Annotated in this window: 18 protein-coding genes; 8 read left to right on the forward strand and 10 right to left on the reverse strand. The window is 46.5% G+C overall.

Translation table 11 applies throughout. From position 1 onward, the window contains the following. Nucleotides 1-18: 18 nt before the first annotated feature. Nucleotides 19-1,389, forward strand: coding sequence for an S-layer homology domain-containing protein (locus NST47_RS35675; RefSeq protein WP_341159337.1), 1,371 nt, complete (start codon nt 19-21; stop codon nt 1,387-1,389). Between the two features lie 185 nt (nt 1,390-1,574). Here NST47_RS35675 and NST47_RS35680 read toward each other — a convergent pair whose 3' ends face one another. Continuing rightward, nucleotides 1,575-2,318 (reverse strand): IclR family transcriptional regulator, encoded by a 744-nt coding sequence (locus NST47_RS35680; protein WP_341159338.1) that lies wholly within the window; start codon nt 2,316-2,318, stop codon nt 1,575-1,577. A 325-nt stretch (nt 2,319-2,643) separates the two neighbouring features. On the opposite strand from NST47_RS35680, the gene NST47_RS35685 reads away from it, so the two are divergent. Continuing rightward, entirely contained in the window at nt 2,644-3,663 is a 1,020-nt protein-coding gene (locus NST47_RS35685) for an alpha/beta hydrolase (RefSeq protein WP_341159339.1), read from the forward strand. Between the two features lie 231 nt (nt 3,664-3,894). On the opposite strand, the gene folE is transcribed toward NST47_RS35685, so the two are convergent. From folE to NST47_RS35720, 7 genes are all read right to left on the reverse strand, one after another. Beyond that, nucleotides 3,895-4,485, reverse strand: a complete 591-nt coding sequence (gene folE / locus NST47_RS35690; protein ID WP_076230314.1) for a GTP cyclohydrolase I FolE — start codon at nt 4,483-4,485, stop codon at nt 3,895-3,897. Nucleotides 4,486-4,509: 24 nt separating this feature from the next. After that, nucleotides 4,510-4,725, reverse strand: coding sequence for a YneF family protein (locus NST47_RS35695; protein WP_240417922.1), 216 nt, complete (start codon nt 4,723-4,725; stop codon nt 4,510-4,512). A 98-nt stretch (nt 4,726-4,823) separates the two neighbouring features. Continuing rightward, nucleotides 4,824-5,855 (reverse strand): HD-GYP domain-containing protein, encoded by a 1,032-nt coding sequence (locus NST47_RS35700; RefSeq protein ID WP_341159340.1) that lies wholly within the window; start codon nt 5,853-5,855, stop codon nt 4,824-4,826. A gap of 131 nt (nt 5,856-5,986) precedes the next feature. Further along, nucleotides 5,987-7,153, reverse strand: coding sequence for a tRNA epoxyqueuosine(34) reductase QueG (gene queG / locus NST47_RS35705; protein WP_341159341.1), 1,167 nt, complete (start codon nt 7,151-7,153; stop codon nt 5,987-5,989). A gap of 24 nt (nt 7,154-7,177) precedes the next feature. Next, nucleotides 7,178-7,774: a signal peptidase I gene (gene lepB, locus NST47_RS35710; RefSeq protein WP_341159342.1), complete on the reverse strand. Its 597-nt coding sequence runs from the start codon at nt 7,772-7,774 to the stop codon at nt 7,178-7,180. A gap of 20 nt (nt 7,775-7,794) precedes the next feature. Further along, the gene (locus NST47_RS35715; protein ID WP_341159343.1) at nt 7,795-8,340 is read right to left on the reverse strand and encodes a DUF402 domain-containing protein; all 546 of its coding nucleotides are present in this window, start codon (nt 8,338-8,340) and stop codon (nt 7,795-7,797) included. Nucleotides 8,341-8,615: 275 nt separating this feature from the next. Continuing rightward, on the reverse strand, nt 8,616-9,038 hold the full coding sequence (locus NST47_RS35720; protein ID WP_341159344.1) for a GNAT family N-acetyltransferase: 423 nt from the start codon (nt 9,036-9,038) through the stop codon (nt 8,616-8,618). A gap of 371 nt (nt 9,039-9,409) precedes the next feature. On the opposite strand from NST47_RS35720, the gene NST47_RS35725 reads away from it, so the two are divergent. The 3 genes from NST47_RS35725 to NST47_RS35735 all read left to right on the forward strand — a co-directional run bounded on the left by NST47_RS35725 (nt 9,410) and on the right by NST47_RS35735 (nt 12,144). Further along, complete coding sequence (locus NST47_RS35725; protein WP_341159345.1) at nt 9,410-10,027, forward strand: superoxide dismutase; 618 nt, start codon at nt 9,410-9,412, stop codon at nt 10,025-10,027. A gap of 286 nt (nt 10,028-10,313) precedes the next feature. Beyond that, nucleotides 10,314-11,432: an HD-GYP domain-containing protein gene (locus NST47_RS35730; protein ID WP_341159346.1), complete on the forward strand. Its 1,119-nt coding sequence runs from the start codon at nt 10,314-10,316 to the stop codon at nt 11,430-11,432. A gap of 25 nt (nt 11,433-11,457) precedes the next feature. Continuing rightward, entirely contained in the window at nt 11,458-12,144 is a 687-nt protein-coding gene (locus NST47_RS35735) for a Crp/Fnr family transcriptional regulator (RefSeq protein WP_341159347.1), read from the forward strand. Between the two features lies 1 nt (nt 12,145). Here NST47_RS35735 and mutY read toward each other — a convergent pair whose 3' ends face one another. After that, complete coding sequence (gene mutY, locus NST47_RS35740; protein ID WP_341159348.1) at nt 12,146-13,291, reverse strand: A/G-specific adenine glycosylase; 1,146 nt, start codon at nt 13,289-13,291, stop codon at nt 12,146-12,148. 38 nt (nt 13,292-13,329) lie between these two features. Between mutY and NST47_RS35745 the strand changes: the two genes are divergently transcribed. Genes NST47_RS35745 through NST47_RS35755 form a run of 3 tightly spaced genes read left to right on the forward strand, consistent with a single transcriptional unit; the run spans nt 13,330 to nt 15,190 of the window. Continuing rightward, nucleotides 13,330-14,223, forward strand: coding sequence for an AraC family transcriptional regulator (locus NST47_RS35745; protein WP_256711275.1), 894 nt, complete (start codon nt 13,330-13,332; stop codon nt 14,221-14,223). 23 nt (nt 14,224-14,246) lie between these two features. Then, the gene (locus tag NST47_RS35750) at nt 14,247-14,813 is read left to right on the forward strand and encodes a hypothetical protein (RefSeq protein ID WP_341159349.1); all 567 of its coding nucleotides are present in this window, start codon (nt 14,247-14,249) and stop codon (nt 14,811-14,813) included. Beyond that, complete coding sequence (locus tag NST47_RS35755; RefSeq protein ID WP_341159350.1) at nt 14,810-15,190, forward strand: c-type cytochrome; 381 nt, start codon at nt 14,810-14,812, stop codon at nt 15,188-15,190. Before NST47_RS35750 ends, NST47_RS35755 begins: the two co-directional genes overlap by 4 nt. Nucleotides 15,191-15,248: 58 nt before the next feature. Here the strand turns inward: NST47_RS35755 and acpS are convergent, their stop codons facing one another. After that, nucleotides 15,249-15,644: a holo-ACP synthase gene (acpS, locus tag NST47_RS35760; RefSeq protein ID WP_341159351.1), complete on the reverse strand. Its 396-nt coding sequence runs from the start codon at nt 15,642-15,644 to the stop codon at nt 15,249-15,251. Nucleotides 15,645-15,694 lie beyond the last annotated feature (50 nt).

The following is a 15,694-nucleotide window of genomic DNA, read 5'->3' on the forward strand; positions in this document are numbered from 1 at the left end:
AGATTGGAGGATTGGAACATGATAAACAAGTACGTTAAAAAGATGAAATCGGCTGCATGGCTGCTGGCCATTGCCTTAATTGTGCCCGGCCCGTCAGCCAAAGCCCAAGTTTCGTTCAGCGATATCGATATGCAGCAGAAGGCTTGGGCGGTTAGCTCCATTTATGTAATGGCGGAAAAACAGGTGCTGACAGGTTATACGGATGGAACTTTTCGACCAGACAATGCAATAACTAAAGCAGAATGGACAAAAATGATTTACAATCTGTTTAATACGTATCGTCCTAATTTAACGGCAACAGGACAGCAAAAAATTAACGGATTTGCCGATGTAACTACACAGCATTGGGCATATCAGCCTATTTCAGAAATTTTCAACTACTCGTTCCAGTGGGGCGTATACGGGGTTGCTCCGGATGGACAACTGACCTTCCAGCCAGATACAGAACTAAGCCGATTAGAGCTATCCAACATGCTGTATTCGTTTTTCGATACGCGTTTGATTGATCGGCGATTAAGCTCTAACGATGTGTGTTCCGTTACTGCCAGCCTCAAAGATGTGCCTGTGAAGTTTTTCAAAAATAAAGACGATTATGATGCAGCTGCAAAAGCAGACGGTCGATTGGATAACGCGAATGTCCAGATCACAACCAGCAATGGCGTTTTACCCTCTTTATTTATGGGAACAGACGCGGTCGACTGCAGTTTTGGAACCGATGGATTTTCCAATGCACAATCTAGCAGCTTGGCCAGTCTGCAAGCTTCCGGGATCATGACAGCAACAGCAGATGGATATTTTCGTCCACTGGATAAAGTCACGCGCGCGGAAGCTGTAACGATCCTAAACCGTATTTACAACTTTCTCAAGAAAAATTACTGGCTGCCGGATTATTCCAACATCAGCCTTGAGCAAGCCAATACCGGAGACCAAGGAAACAATGCTGGTGGAGGTGGTTTGACAGGTTCTATAGGCAACGGCTCAGGCGGTTACGGCGGAACGACCGGGGGCAGCAGCTCCAATCCAACAACAGTCAAGGTACGCGATTATTTCAAGCTGCAAGGCCCTAACAATGAAATAGGCACATTAGCCAAAAATGTCAAAAAAGACGGAGAGATCGAAACCGCCGTCACTCCTCTGGATTACAGGTATCTCACTATCAATCTGGCAAGTCAGGATAAAACGGAAATGGTCGACCTTTTAGTGAATATTGATGGTAAATCGAATTTATATAAACAGGAATTGTTTCCCTTGACTCTAGAGGTTGGCGGTGCCCAATCTGTTGGACTACGCACACAGCAAAGAAACACATCAATTATCAATAAAAAGGGTGGAACCATTACGCTGACCGTCAAGCTGGATAAGCAAAAGCCTTTGCCTATGGAGCCATAAGCTGTACAGCAGCATGCAGCATATTGCTCAAGCCTCATACACCATGTTCAATGGTCTATGAGGCTTATTTGTATTTATGGTCAGACTGGATAAACATGATAAGTTATACAGCAGATGTGTATTTCAGCAAAAAAACACAGCTTCTCCGACAATTCGGTAAGCTGTGTTGGGATTAATGAGGGGATTCATCTGAGCATCTTGCCCATTCGACGGGCAGCTTCGATCAATACAGGAGCATGCTCCTTCATCTTTGCCAGCGTTAACCGATTGGAAGGACCACTGACCGCCAATGAAGCTACCAGCTGTTGTGCCTGATTATAGATTGGTACAGCTACCGCGGCGGTCCCAAGCTCTCGTTCCTCCACGCTTGTTGCGTAGCCCAATTCCTTGGCCTCAGCCAGCTGCTGAAGAAATACAGTCCGTTCCAGGGCCGTTGGTAAGTTGTGAGCCTTCAGCAGTGACTCCAACAGCTGCGGCTCGGCGAAGGCTACCAGAATCTTGCTCGATGCACCGACATACAATGGCAGCCTTGCCCCGATCGGAGCCACTCGTCTTATCGCTTGATTGCTTTCTACCGCCTGCACGCGAACCCGCTCCAAGCCGTCACATACATAAAGACTGATCGTCTCATCCAGCTGATCACGTAAGCGTTCCATTTCCGGAAGTAGAATCATAGCGGGATCATGAGTATGCACCATGTTGGCAGAGAGCTCCCATATTCGAAAACCCAATCGATATTTATCCGTTGCAAAGTCACGCAGTACAAAGCCCCTTCCCTCCAGTGAAGCCAGCAAGCGATGCACCGTGCTTTTATGAAGAGATACGCGGACGGCAATTTCCGTCAAGCTCAGATCAGATTCATCCGTAAAACAAAGCAGTATATCCAAAGCGCGCTCAACCGCACGCACTGTTAATTTGCCGTCCTCCATCACGATTTCCTCCGATTTTAAGTTTCACTTGATGAAACCCTGTTACATATAGTATAACTCATGTCTGCCTATACCGCAAAGTGTTTATTAACTAAAATCCAGAATTTGGGTCTACTATTACATGTATATTACAACATGTTTACATTTCTCCCCGTTGATTGACGATACGCGATTCCGGTCTTACTATTATAAATAAGAAGCTGAATCAACTACAACCTACGAATGTTTTTTATAACGTATCATCGGGATCCTATTTTCTTAGTAAATAGCCGTCCGTTGTGCATTTTCAACACCATGTTATTTTAGTCAACCAGGAGGGATTTCGATGGAAACCAACCCCTTGCCATCCGTTCAATTAACTGCTGCACAATTAGAAACCGCTCTCAATCGACCACTTCAAGTCAAGCGTAGAGTTAAACAGGTTCTTATTGCACTCATTTCGCTACTACTCCTTCTATTCAGCCTTGTGATGGCGTTCCATGCCTATATTGCCTGGTCCTTGGCAAGACCTCATATCGATCCGCTGCGGTCCAATCCAAGCCTGTCGTTTGGAGTGGCGTACGAAGACATTACGTTTCCAAGCTTGAACGATAGTTCGATCTTATCTGGCTGGTATATCCCTGCAGCGTCCTCACCGAGTATCGGTAAAACCGTTATATTCTCACACGGCTATGGCGGCAACAGAGAGGAAATTTGGGTACCTTTGTACAGCTTGGCTCAAGAGCTTCATAAGCAAAATTACAACGTACTGATGTTCGACTATGGATATGTACAACCTGAAATCAGTGCAACTGGTGGACTTCGTGAATCACAGGAGCTGCTTGGTGCCGTCAAATATGCCAAAGATAAGGGAGCGGAATCCGTATATATATGGGGCTTCTCCATGGGGGCAGGTACGGCTCTGCAAGCTGCACTTCAGACTAAAGATATCGATGGGATGATTCTCGACAGCACCTTCATTCTGGAGCCGGAAACGATGTATCACAACATGAAGCAAATAGCCAATCTGCCCAAGTTCCCTTCACTGGCGCTCGTACATTTATTTTTCCCGCTTATTAACGGTGTTAGTCTGAATCAAATTCCGTATGACCAAGTGAAAGAAGCGCAGTACTCGATGCCAATCTTGTTCATTCACGGCAAACAGGACCAACGTGCTCCTTATGAAATGGTTCAGGAGATTTTCCGTAATCAATCTGCTGGCTCCAGCTCACAGCTGTGGCTTACGCCCAATGACACGCACGAGCTTATATTTAAAGCACAAAAGAAAACCTATTTATCATTGACGATGGGATTTCTTAAGGGTATGAATACCAAGCCAGCTCTCTCAGCTAGCAGCGGGATATAAGACAACAAGCAGCTGAATCAAAGTCTGGCTTGATCGGAGATTCAAGGGTATGGACATAAGAAAAGCTTCTGATCGAAGACTATTCGAGGAAGATACATCCGTGTTTTAAATGTAGCTTTTCTTGCAATATCAGAATATTCAGCTCTGCTGAAAACTTATCCATTCTGATATTATAAAAAAACAGGCTAGCATCCTTCCTTAGCTGGGGGACGTTAGCCTGTTTAGTTGTTGTTAGTGCTTGAGTAGGGACAAAAATTCAGAGCGGAGGGCCGCATTGGTACGGAAGGTGCCGCGCACAGCTGAGGTTACCGTCTGACTGCCCGTTTTCTTCACGCCTCTGGAGCACATGCATAGGTGTTCCCCTTCGACAACAACCATGCAGCCATGAGGCGTCAATTCTTCCTCAAGAATATTGGCCAAATCCGATGTAATCCGCTCCTGTACCTGCAATTTGCGAGTTACCGCGTCAACCAACCGGGCAAATTTACTAAGGCCGGCGATTTTACCGCTTGGCACGTATCCGATATGGATCTTACCGAAAAAAGGTGCCATATGATGCTCACACTGGCTGTAATACACGATATCTTTGATAATCACAAGCTCTTCATGCTTCTCATCAAAGGTTACACCTAATATATCCTTATAGTCTGCCTCATAGCCTGCGAATATTTCTTCATACATCCGGGTTACTCTTGCTGGCGTTTCCAACAAGCCCTCCCGATCAATGTCTTCACCAACCAACCGCAAAATCTCGCGGACATGCCCTTCTATTAATGCACGGTTGTTTATTACACTCGTATTCTTATAATCTTTAGCTGGCATGACTTCGGTTCCACCTCTCTCTACTTAAGGACGAAATTTCCGATTGTTCTTCATCATTTGCTGTGCTTTGCCGAGCTGCTTCTTGTCCAAATTATAACCCATTTTTTTGGCCATTTCCTGCAGCATCTCCGGATTGCTCTGCATCTTTTCAAGCTGTCTGCGCAAATAATACACGCCTGCGAAAAATCCGCCGACTGCACCGACAAGCAAAGTTAGTATTGGAATAATGTAGTTCCACATCGTTGCTTATTCACCTCACTACTATTGATCATTATTGTATCTTAACAAATAAGAGGGTTAGGTACAACTCACTTTTACCGCAAAGTGCTGCTCCGTTCTCACTGCAATACGCTATCAATGAACACGGTTGTATGCTTGGCCAGATCGACTTCTACGACCTCCAAGTCCGTCCCTGATTCGGATTTAACAACTCTGACGACAGGACGTCCGGGAAGTCCTCTGTGCTGTCCAACCACTACGCCCGTTTCTTTGGAAGATAACCTTACCGAAGTACCTGTAGGATAAACTGAGATCGTACGCAAGAACTGAATCACAATCTCTCTGTCCAGCTCTTCGCCTGCCAATACCATCATGTGCTCACAAGCTTCATGCGGCATCATGCGCCGACCAAGCGACAAATCAAACAGCAAATTATCATAGGTGTTGGCAACGGCTACAATACGTGCATACAGGTGAATTTGATCTCCCTGCATCTCTCTTGGCAGACCGCTGCCGTTCATCTTCTCATGATGCTGAAAAGCGACGTGGGCAATAAGCAGGCTTAGCTCACGTTTGTTCTTTAACAGCTCAAACCCGCGCCAGGTATGATGCTTCTTTAAATCGTCGGATGTATCGTCCGTAATCAATTCGACCTTACCGATATCATGCAGCATCGCCCCAATAACAAGCTCCCGCAGCTGATTCATAGGCATTTCCATTTGTATTCCGATCAGTGCAGACATCATGCTCACATTAAGCGCGTGCACATACATTTCATTGTCTTTGGTCCGGATATCTGACAGTTGGACCAGCACATCTTTGTTCTTCATAATCTCATCGAGCAAACTATCAATACTTACGTTAATATTACGCGTATTAAAATCTTTACCTGAACGGATGGAGTCAAACGTTTGTCCCATCCGCTGCATGACCGCGCGCTTCGTCTCCTCGGACACAATATCTATAATATCGATATCCTCAAACAGCGGATCTTTAATGTAAATCATCGTAACGCCTATGCGGTTCAGCGTATTGATCATATAAACCGTAAGCTGCACCCCAACCGATAGTAATACAGCACCATTACCGGAAAAAATCGTTCTACCCAAATGCTCCCCTGGCTCTACATTATCAATGTGTACGTATCTCATCGGGTCTCCGTTCCGAACGTGTCAACTGCTAACAATAGCAGCTGAAATCGTGTGTATCACGTCCATATTTAATTTGACAGAGCCTATTCTGCCTGTGCCACATCCACAGTCTGATAAAGAAATCAATTGTATCAGTGCTTAAAGGACGTTGAGGCTTTATCCAGCTCCATAAGAACCGTTTGGTGCTGTTCTTTACCAACTGCTTCTTCTATGGCCGCTTCGGCCTGCCTGCCCCCGATTCTACCTAATGCCCACGCGGCAGAGGCGCGGATTTCCGGCCTCTCATCTGTGAGTAGCAGATCATGAAGAACAGGAACGGCGGATTGATCCTTAAAATGTCCTAATGCATAAATCGCATTGCGTTGAATGGGCTTCCTGCCGCGCCACGCAGCGGAGCTTGTACCAAAACGCTCTTTAAATTCACGGTTGCTCATCTTGAGTAGCGGGAGCAGCAGCGGTTTGACCTGTTCCGCATCCGGCTGGAGCTCGGGATGATGCGTCCAGTTCTTTCCCTTGTTCTTCGGGCATACAATCTGGCACGTATCGCAGCCGTATAGACGATTTCCGATCTTTTCCTTCATTTCATCATCTTCTACATGCCCCTTGGTTTGAGTCACATACGAAATACAGCGGGGCGCGTTCAGCTGTCCAGGGCCCACCAATGCGCCTGTAGGGCACGCATCTATACAGAGCGTACAATCACCGCAGCTTTCAGTAACCGGCACATCAGAGGGCAATGGCAGATTCGTAATCACTTCCCCTAAATATACCCACGACCCGAATTCAGGTGTGATTATCGAACAGTTCTTTCCAGTAAAGCCAATTCCGGCTCTCTCCGCAACCGCTCGATCTACCAAAGCACCTGTATCCACCATATTTACCATCCGGGCATCAGGAACGCGCTCACGAATCCAGGCCTCCAGACGCTGCAGCCGGTTGCGCAGCACCTGATGGTAGTCCAAACCCCAGGCCGAGCGTGAGAAGATACCCCGATAAGCCCCAGGCTCCGAGCGCGGTGCATTAGCTAGCTTGGATGGATAAGCAACAGCGATCGAAATGATCGATCTGGGTTCCGCCAAGCTGAGCGCCGGTTCGGTCCGTTTATCAAGATCCGGCTCCTCAAAGCCGGATTCATAGCCCTTGGCACGATGCTGCAGCAGAATCGATTTTAATTCCACAAAGGGCTCAGCGCTGGAAATCCCTATTTTATCAATACCAAGCTCTGATGCTGCCTCACGCATGTCTTGCTTCAATCGATGCCAGTCTATGCGGTTACTTGGGTCCACAGCTTCCGTCATGTTCTGCATCACCTCGATTGAGAATTAAAGAATCCTGATTTTGGACAGCGGCCACACAATGAACTCCGCCCGCCCTTCTATCTTATCCAGAGTCACAGCTCCAAAGCTCCTGCTATCATAGCTGGCGAGACGGTGGCGATTATCGCCCATCACAAACAAAGATCCCTGTGGTATCGTATAAGGCTCCAGGCTCCCGTCTTCAATAGGCGAATCCGTATAGCTCTCCATCGCAAACAATCCGTTGACATACAGCTTCCCCTGCTGAATCCAGACTTCATCTCCAGCTACGGCAACAACCCGTTTCACCAGAAAAATAGGCTGTGGCTCACTGGCCTCCGGCTCCTTGACGACCACAACATCGCCACGACTGGGACTCCCTATGAATTGAACGGTTTTATTAATAAATAACCACTCGTTTTCTTCAAGAGTAGGCTGCATGGAAGCTCCTTTTACAGTTGAAAGGTGAAAGCCGTATTGATGGACCATCGCCACAATGAATAAGGCAATGAGAATGGATTTGGTCCAACTCCAGACCTCTGTCAAAAGCCCGGCTGAATGATCTGCTGCCAACATGTCTGTTGATAGTCGTTCTTCCGATTTTTTGGTAGTAAAGAAGCCCATTTTATGCCTCCGTTCCTTACTTAACCTTTCCACTTTTCCCACTCTCGGTAATAATAATGCACCAACTCATCGCAAAAAGGCGCTTGATCAAGCTGAATGCGGCTTAATAAATCATTCAGCCCCTGCTTTACTTTCCCTTCTACAATGGCAGAGTAATGATACATCAGCTTGTGCTGCTCATATTCATCCTGATCGACAACATGTACAGCACCGCCTGGCATTCGGATCACATCCAGGTCGTAATCGATATAAGTAATGACGTTCCCGCTCAAGTAGGGAGGTGAAGCAACATTACAGTAATATCGCACACCTGATTCCTCCAAAAGAGCGACTACATTAAACCACTGCTTGGGAATAAAAAAAGAGACACCTGGAATTCGGCTAACCCACTCTTTCCCGTCCGCCTCGATAATTTTCGTTTGACTATTGATAAGGATCATCATGGATTCCGCTTTGTGTGATTCATGATGCAGCGATTCCGGGACCAAAGCGTTCTCAACCCACATCCGGTGCAAGTGTCCGTCATGCTTAAAGCTTTTGATGATATGCGTGGAAAAAGTCGCCATGAGGTCCATACCCTTCTATATGTAACATAAGACCAACGAAGACTTCAGCAGGCTTTCCCCAAGGAGAATGATGGGAGTCCATCCTTCTCTATCGCCTCATTCTATATCGGTTGGTTCTGACTTTACTTCGGTTATACATCGTACGTTCCTGCGTAAATGATAACACATCTGGTTCATGGAAAACAGTTGTGCCAACACAAAAAAACACAGCCTCCGTTGTTAGCGAACAGACCGTGCCCGTTATAAACACTCCGTATTGTGTAAGAAAACGGAGCCTATCCGTTTACGATGCTCAAGCGGTGTGAGGAACGTGAGAAATCGGTGTCCTGGTAGCCGACGGATTCATACACCGGTAAAACCATCTCGTTATGAACATCTACTGTGATCATGATCTTGCGTACCTTACGCTGTACAAAACGTTGTCTCATCGATTCGATCAATGCCTTACCAAAACCGCGTCGCTGAAATTCCGGACTTACAGCGATACGATAATAATAGCCGTTGTGATTGTCGATCGTACCTACGATTACACCTACAATTTGTTCATTCTCGGCAGCTACTAATACAAGCTCGCTATCCCAAGAAAGCTGCCTTGCAAAAGCTTCCATTGTTTCATCATAACAGGCCTCGCTTAATACGCGCTTGAATAAATCAGTAACAGAAACATAGTCGGACAATTGAAAGGGACGAACAAGCATCAACGGAACTCTCCCCACAGCATGGTTTTGTTTATTTCTATCTGGTATAAAATACGACAAATAGAGCTAAATTCCTTCTTATTTATTTGAAAATACTAAAAAAACTTTACAAATGATTTATATTCTCTGGAAAGCGCTGTTTATTAAGCGTTTTCAAGAGTATTAGTACTCATATTTTCTATATTTTGGATAATTCCTTGGTCCTGTGGATGGATAAGTTTATAGGTCTTTTGTAATAATAAGAGTTAGAGTCTGAATCCGATTGAGCAGCGTAGTGGATACTTAATATACATACATGTTGCTTTTATATGGAATATAGGCGATAATAGGATTGAATTGGAATCTACATAACTATTAGGAGGTATTTACGAATGGCACATCAATTACCAGCTCTTCCTTATGCAAACAACGCTTTGGAACCACACATCGACGAGACTACGATGATGATCCACCACGATCGTCACCACAACGCATATGTAACTAACCTGAATGCGGCTTTGGAAGCTCATCCTGATCTTCAATCCAAGTCCATTGAAGAATTGATCTCGAACCTGGACAGCATTCCAGAAGGCATTCGTGCAGCAGTTCGTAATAACGGTGGCGGACATGCCAACCACTCCTTGTTCTGGGAAATTATCGGACCTAATGGCGGCGGCGCACCATCCGGCGCATTGGCTGATGCTATCAATGCTGAGCTTGGCGGATTTGACAAGTTCAAAGAAGATCTTGCAAAAGCTGGCGCTACTCGTTTTGGCAGCGGCTGGGCTTGGCTTTCTGTAACTCCTGCAGGTAAATTGGTTGTAAGCAGCACGCCTAACCAAGACAGCCCAATCTCAGAAGGCAACACGCCAATTCTGGGTCTGGATGTATGGGAGCATGCTTATTACTTGAAATACCAAAACAAACGCCCTGATTATATTTCAGCTTTCTGGAACGTTGTTAACTGGGATGAAGTTGGCAAACGTTACGCAGCAGCTGCTGGTAAATAATAGACTTACAATGGTAAAACCGGGACTGGATACCCTCCATTCCCGGTTTTTTTTGCGTTATCTATGGATGCAGCTCCGCTGGTTTTTCAAATGATTTGATAGGACGATTTGATCATTATACGACAAAATTTGATAAACACTTGACTTTTGTAGCATTATACACAGAATTATGTCAACCTTTGTGGAATAATGTAGCACATAGACACATGACCAGAGAACCATTGTGGCCCGTATTTCATCATCGTTATAGTGTCTAAACTACTAGTAGGCAAAGGTGATTGATACTATGAGATTACTTCCTCTTTCTATGGTTCAGCCCGGTATGCGATTAGGTAAACCCATCATCTCTGAAGAAGGTCAGACTTTGATCGGCTATAACGTGGAGCTCAGTCAATCTCTGATCAATAAGCTGATCCAATTCGGTTTCCAGCAAATCTATATTAAAGACAAGCGGACTGATGACATCTACATCGAGGATTCCATAAGAGAAGAGACACGCCTTGTGATTCGCGGCCAGTTGACTCGCAGCTTTCAAATGCTGCTTTCCTCCAAATCGGTGACGCTTAGCGAACGGCAGCAAATATCCAAAACTGCGAATCATTGTATAGGTCTGCTCAAGGACGATCTGAAATCTCATATTCGCCCTTCAGACGACACAATTATGCTGATGGTAATGAATCGCAGCACTTTTTCCATGGTCGAGCACTTTTTTCAAAATGCACTCAATGTAGCTGTTTACGCAACTCGTATCGGAATGATAGAAGGTTATAGCACGACTGACTTGGAAGCTCTCGGTATGGGGGCGATGTTCCATGATATCGGTAATGCCATGGTACCTCATTCCCTGCTGACCAAAAAAACACCCTTGTCTCCATTGGAATTTGAAGAAATCAAGAAGCATACCGAGCATGGCTTCAAGCTTCTGCGTGAAATACCCGGTGTTCCCCTACTCTCTGCTCACTGTGCACTGCAGCATCATGAGAAGGTGAATGGCACCGGCTACCCCTTAGGTCTCTCCGGTACAAGCGTACATCCTTTTGCTCAATGGGTAGGTTTATTGGACGCCTATGATGCGATGACAAACCCACGGCCCTATCGAGCTTCCTTGCCGCCAGATCATGCATTAGAAAATCTTTTCACCGGAGCTGGAACGTTGTATGATAAGAGTAAGGTGGAATTTTTCCGAAATAAGGTGGCCATTTATCCAGTCGGCCTTAGTGTTCGCTTAAGTACCGGCCAAACCGGCATTGTATCCAAAATCAACCCGTCGTTCAAGCAGCGGCCTGTGGTAAGAATTTTGACCAATGAGCAGGGCGAGCAGCTAAGGTATCCGGAAGAGATAGATTTATCCCGTCACCTACACATCATGATCTATCGTATCGGAGAGGATGCACTCGTTCATTAAGACTGGAAAAGAGATGAATTCTTTCATGAAAAGTTTAATTCCTTTGTTACAAAATGTACCCTTGTTTCAAGATTTGGCAGTAAGTGATCTGGAGATTATTTCTCCTTTATTTGTTGAACGTGATTTTAAAAAAGGCACGATTTTATTTTTCGAGGCAGATTTGGGAGAGGAATTTTTTCTTATACAATCGGGTGTCGTCAAAATTTACCGGATTGATTATGCCAAGGAAATTATTCTAGCACTGTTTCGTGATGGAGATTTTTTCGGAGAGATGTCGCTGATTCAAAAGGGCTTGACCCGTTCGGCTACAGCGGAAACGCTGGAAAACTGTAAAATCTACACCTTGATGCGTTCGGAATTTTATCATTTTCTCGAACAAACGCCTAAGCTGAGTCTGCGACTTCTTGAGGTCACGATGGAGAGACTCCGTAAAGCGAATGAGCAAATTTATGATCTTACCTTTCTCGACGTACGGATGCGCATTATCAAAGTTGTATCCAGACTTGCCCAGGACCACGGCGTCATCAAGCAGGGAAGATTGATGATCAACATGAAGCTGACTCACCAGCAGATTGCCAATCTGGCTGGTACCGTCAGAGAATCCGTAACCAAGGTGCTGCAGGAGCTGCAGGAGGATCAGATCATTACCATCGAGAAGAAAATGATATACATTAACAAAATGGAAGCCATGAAAAGACTTCTCCCCCTGTAGCTTACAGCTCGGTACAGGCTGCAAAATATGCTTTCAATATTTTCAGAAACACGTTCGGGAATGCAAAATTGTCCATTGTCGCGCTATCCACCCATTGGTAATGAGAAGGCAGCAGCATACCTGCAGGGCTTGGAATGATACCAGGCTCCAGTCTGCATGCAATAATATCCATATCCCAGTGAATATGGCTGAACGTATGCTCAGCGTGCATAAACCATCTTTCCGGAATAATACCGATCGTTTCCTCGGCCAATTGGTCCGTCAGCAGCTTGAATGATTCTGGTATAAGTTCCGGCGAGGACGGACTGGCGGCCACATAGGTAAACGGAACCTCTGTATGCGGCAGCTCCCACATACGGGCCAACAACCCTTCCTGCGGTCTCTGACGAATCAGAACTTTACCTTGGTGATCACCGCTGCCTGCAATTAATGCCGCTACCCGCTGCTCTGGACGTGGGGGCTTGGCCTTTTTCTTAATCGGCAGCTGCTCCTCCATCCCCGCTTCACGGGCCGAGCAATGCTCCATAACCGGACAGGTCAGACAGTTCGGGGACCGCGGCTTACATACCATAGCTCCAAGCTCCATCAAAGCCTGATTAAAATCCCCTGCAGCTCCTTCGGGAATTAATGCTTTTGCCAGCTTTTCCATTATTCCTCTTGTGCTCGGCTTCATAATATCTTCTTCAATCAAAAAGTACCTCGATAATACCCGCATCACATTGCCGTCTACCGCAGGCTCAGGCTTGTTATAGGCGATACTCAAAATGGCCCCTGACGTATACGGACCCACGCCACGGAGTGAGGAAATTTCTTCTTTATTATCGGGTACTATGCCGCCGTATCGTTCATGAACCTCCCTTACCGCCCCTTGCAGATTGCGTGCCCGTGAATAGTAGCCAAGACCTTCCCACAGCTTGAGTACGTCTTCTTCCGGTGCTTCAGCTAATGCTTCTACTGTAGGGAACCTTTCGACAAAACGGTGAAAGTACGGAATGACCGTATCCACCCGCGTTTGCTGCAGCATGACCTCGGAAATCCAGATATAATAGGGATTGCGGCTGCGACGCCATGGCAAATCGCGGCGGTGACGAAGATACCACGCCAGCAGTTCATTTGAAAAGTATTGTTGTTTATGTGTCGTGTCCATGAGTTCTCCTTCTGGTGATACATATTGTGGTATAATAAATGGCAGCTTTTAGTGAAGGAGTGGGACCGATGCTGACTCCTGGTGAACTTGCCGCCAGACTGAATAAACTAGTGATTTCACTGCTGCTTGTCGGCCATCAAAAATGCAGTCCCGAATGGCGACAGCTGCCCCGAACGATCCGTCATCATTCGATTTGGCTGATTATTAAAGGAAAAGGCAGCTTTACAATTAATGGAACCCATTACCCTGCGGACCCTGGCAAGTTCTTCTCCTTCAGTCCCGGGATGGAGGTTGAGCGGCAAACCGATCCCGAGCAGCCGCTGGAATACTATTTCTTTCGTTTTCATTATACGGAAACTTTCGACGAGAAGGAACAGTGGATTTCCCGAAGCTCTGAAGAATCGCCATTTCCTCTGGAGGGCATGTACACCGTACACAACACACCCCAGCTTATTTATTTGTTCGAGCAATTGGACATATTATGGAAACGTAGAGGGCATATGACCGCCATGCGTCGCAAAATATTGCTGCTGGAGTTTTTCATGACGTTGATTCAGGATTTCCGCGCACAAAAGGTCGCCGGAAACACAACAGCAGCTATAGAACTAACCCAGGATTATATGGTAGGCCACTACCAGGAGCCTCTGACTCTAGAAGGTCTTGCGCAAATGGCTGGCTTGAGTATAAGCCATTACTCACGATTATTCAAAAAATATATAGGCTACAGCCCCATCGATTATTTGACGCATCTCCGCGTTGACCGTGCCAAGGAGCTGCTGATGCTGTCTGACTATCGTCTGAAATCGATAGCAAGCAGCGTAGGCTACACAGATGAGTTTTATTTCAGTCGTATTTTCAAAAAGGTAACGGGCGTATCTCCACGTGACTATGCCAAAAAGCATCGTTTTGTTACGTCGGCAGATCGCAATTGATGCTTAGAAAAGGTGTGAAGATGATGAAATCAGTTGAAGTCATGAACCCGAAGCAGACTGTATTGCAAAACATTCAAAGCTCACGACCGTATCTCGTATGGTTGATGATCTGGGGTATCCAAGCCGTGCTGGCGTCCACATTGGAATTTATCGGGCAATGGCTGGATGTCGCTGCCTGGCAGTCGATTCCACTGTGGATAGCGCTTGCAGCAAGTGCTGTTGTGTTAGGGAGGGATGTCCGGCTTGGCGTCTGGTCCAAATTAACGATACCGGCAGGTCCATCAGTATGGGCTGTTATTATGCTCATTGTTGCGGTCTGGACACTAGGGTATGTACATGCTGCGGATACGTCCTTTATACCCTTATTAAAATCCTTCATTGTGGCTGCTGCTCTCGCTCAGCTCGGTGTATGGCTTGGAAAACCTATTCTTTATATAGGCATATGGCAGTTTGTGCTGACGCTTGTGGTTGCAACTCATTATTTGGGCTTGGCCTCGGTGGCGCTTGGTGGCGCTGGAGGACTAAGTATGATTGCGTTAGGATGGATGTTGTACATAGGAAATAAACAATCGGAGGGGGTTATCCAATGAACAGACGGACCCAATATATGCTAATTGCGATTCTTATTGTAGCGATTGGCGTCATATCAGGCTGTGGCAGCAATACGCAAAACAGCGGCAAGGAGCCTTTTGGAGCCGCTAAAAATGCCAATTCAAATGATGCGTTGGTGGGTGCGCCTGAGCAAGTCCAATCCGTATATAAGCAAAATTGCCTTTCCTGTCATGGAGGTGGACTTGAAGGACGTGTGGGACCCAAAACGAATCTGCAGCAGGTTGGCTCACGATTAACTAAGGAGCAGATTGACAAGCAGATTACTGGCGGCGGCAACGGAATGCCTGCTTTCGGGACCAAGCTGAAGCCAGAGGAAACGCAGGCGTTGGTAGACTGGCTGGCTACCAAGCGTTAAAAGGCGACCTGCGCTTCTGTCTTCTGTGGATACTCAGGCTTCGTCGAACGGCTAACTGCTATGCCCCTCTGTTCTCCACCATCACATATGCCATTGCTGTCGAATCGGTATGGGTGATGCTGAGGTGAATGACCGTGCAGGCCGGGTCAAGCTCCAGCCGCTGCAAGGCAGCATGATCGACCGTGCAAATTGGCTTGCCGCGGTCATCCGGCAGCACCTCAATATGCTGCAGCGACACCTGCTTGCCGATACCACAGCCGAGCGCCTTGCTGACCGCCTCCTTGGCGGCAAAGCGACCGGCAATAAATTCGGCCAGGCGTCCCTGCCGCTTGGCCGCCAGCTCCCGCTCTCCCGGTGTCAGTACGCGAACAGCAAACCGCTCCCCTGCGTCGCCCTTCATAATCTTATTCACTCTGGCGATATCGACTAAGTCGATTCCAATACCTATAATCATTGAAGCTTTAACCTTCTTCCATGCTTTCTATGAGAACTTCGCCCATTTAA

Source organism: Paenibacillus sp. FSL H8-0034 (assembly GCF_038000305.1).
In the GTDB taxonomy this organism is placed as follows: Bacteria; Bacillota; Bacilli; order Paenibacillales; family NBRC-103111; genus Paenibacillus_S.

What these genes read in the sequence shown, in the direction of transcription:
- NST47_RS35675 (WP_341159337.1), top strand. Translation starts at nt 19, where the DNA reads ATGATAAACAAGTACGTTAAAAAGATGAAATCGGCTGCATGGCTGCTG.
- NST47_RS35680 (WP_341159338.1), bottom strand. Translation starts at nt 2,318, where the DNA reads ATGGAGGACGGCAAATTAACAGTGCGTGCGGTTGAGCGCGCTTTGGAT.
- NST47_RS35685 (WP_341159339.1), top strand. Translation starts at nt 2,644, where the DNA reads ATGGAAACCAACCCCTTGCCATCCGTTCAATTAACTGCTGCACAATTA.
- folE (WP_076230314.1), bottom strand. Translation starts at nt 4,485, where the DNA reads ATGCCAGCTAAAGATTATAAGAATACGAGTGTAATAAACAACCGTGCA.
- NST47_RS35695 (WP_240417922.1), bottom strand. Translation starts at nt 4,725, where the DNA reads ATGTGGAACTACATTATTCCAATACTAACTTTGCTTGTCGGTGCAGTC.
- NST47_RS35700 (WP_341159340.1), bottom strand. Translation starts at nt 5,855, where the DNA reads ATGAGATACGTACACATTGATAATGTAGAGCCAGGGGAGCATTTGGGT.
- queG (WP_341159341.1), bottom strand. Translation starts at nt 7,153, where the DNA reads ATGACGGAAGCTGTGGACCCAAGTAACCGCATAGACTGGCATCGATTG.
- lepB (WP_341159342.1), bottom strand. Translation starts at nt 7,774, where the DNA reads ATGGGCTTCTTTACTACCAAAAAATCGGAAGAACGACTATCAACAGAC.
- NST47_RS35715 (WP_341159343.1), bottom strand. Translation starts at nt 8,340, where the DNA reads ATGGCGACTTTTTCCACGCATATCATCAAAAGCTTTAAGCATGACGGA.
- NST47_RS35720 (WP_341159344.1), bottom strand. Translation starts at nt 9,038, where the DNA reads ATGCTTGTTCGTCCCTTTCAATTGTCCGACTATGTTTCTGTTACTGAT.
- NST47_RS35725 (WP_341159345.1), top strand. Translation starts at nt 9,410, where the DNA reads ATGGCACATCAATTACCAGCTCTTCCTTATGCAAACAACGCTTTGGAA.
- NST47_RS35730 (WP_341159346.1), top strand. Translation starts at nt 10,314, where the DNA reads ATGAGATTACTTCCTCTTTCTATGGTTCAGCCCGGTATGCGATTAGGT.
- NST47_RS35735 (WP_341159347.1), top strand. Translation starts at nt 11,458, where the DNA reads ATGAAAAGTTTAATTCCTTTGTTACAAAATGTACCCTTGTTTCAAGAT.
- mutY (WP_341159348.1), bottom strand. Translation starts at nt 13,291, where the DNA reads ATGGACACGACACATAAACAACAATACTTTTCAAATGAACTGCTGGCG.
- NST47_RS35745 (WP_256711275.1), top strand. Translation starts at nt 13,330, where the DNA reads ATGGCAGCTTTTAGTGAAGGAGTGGGACCGATGCTGACTCCTGGTGAA.
- NST47_RS35750 (WP_341159349.1), top strand. Translation starts at nt 14,247, where the DNA reads ATGAAATCAGTTGAAGTCATGAACCCGAAGCAGACTGTATTGCAAAAC.
- NST47_RS35755 (WP_341159350.1), top strand. Translation starts at nt 14,810, where the DNA reads ATGAACAGACGGACCCAATATATGCTAATTGCGATTCTTATTGTAGCG.
- acpS (WP_341159351.1), bottom strand. Translation starts at nt 15,644, where the DNA reads ATGATTATAGGTATTGGAATCGACTTAGTCGATATCGCCAGAGTGAAT.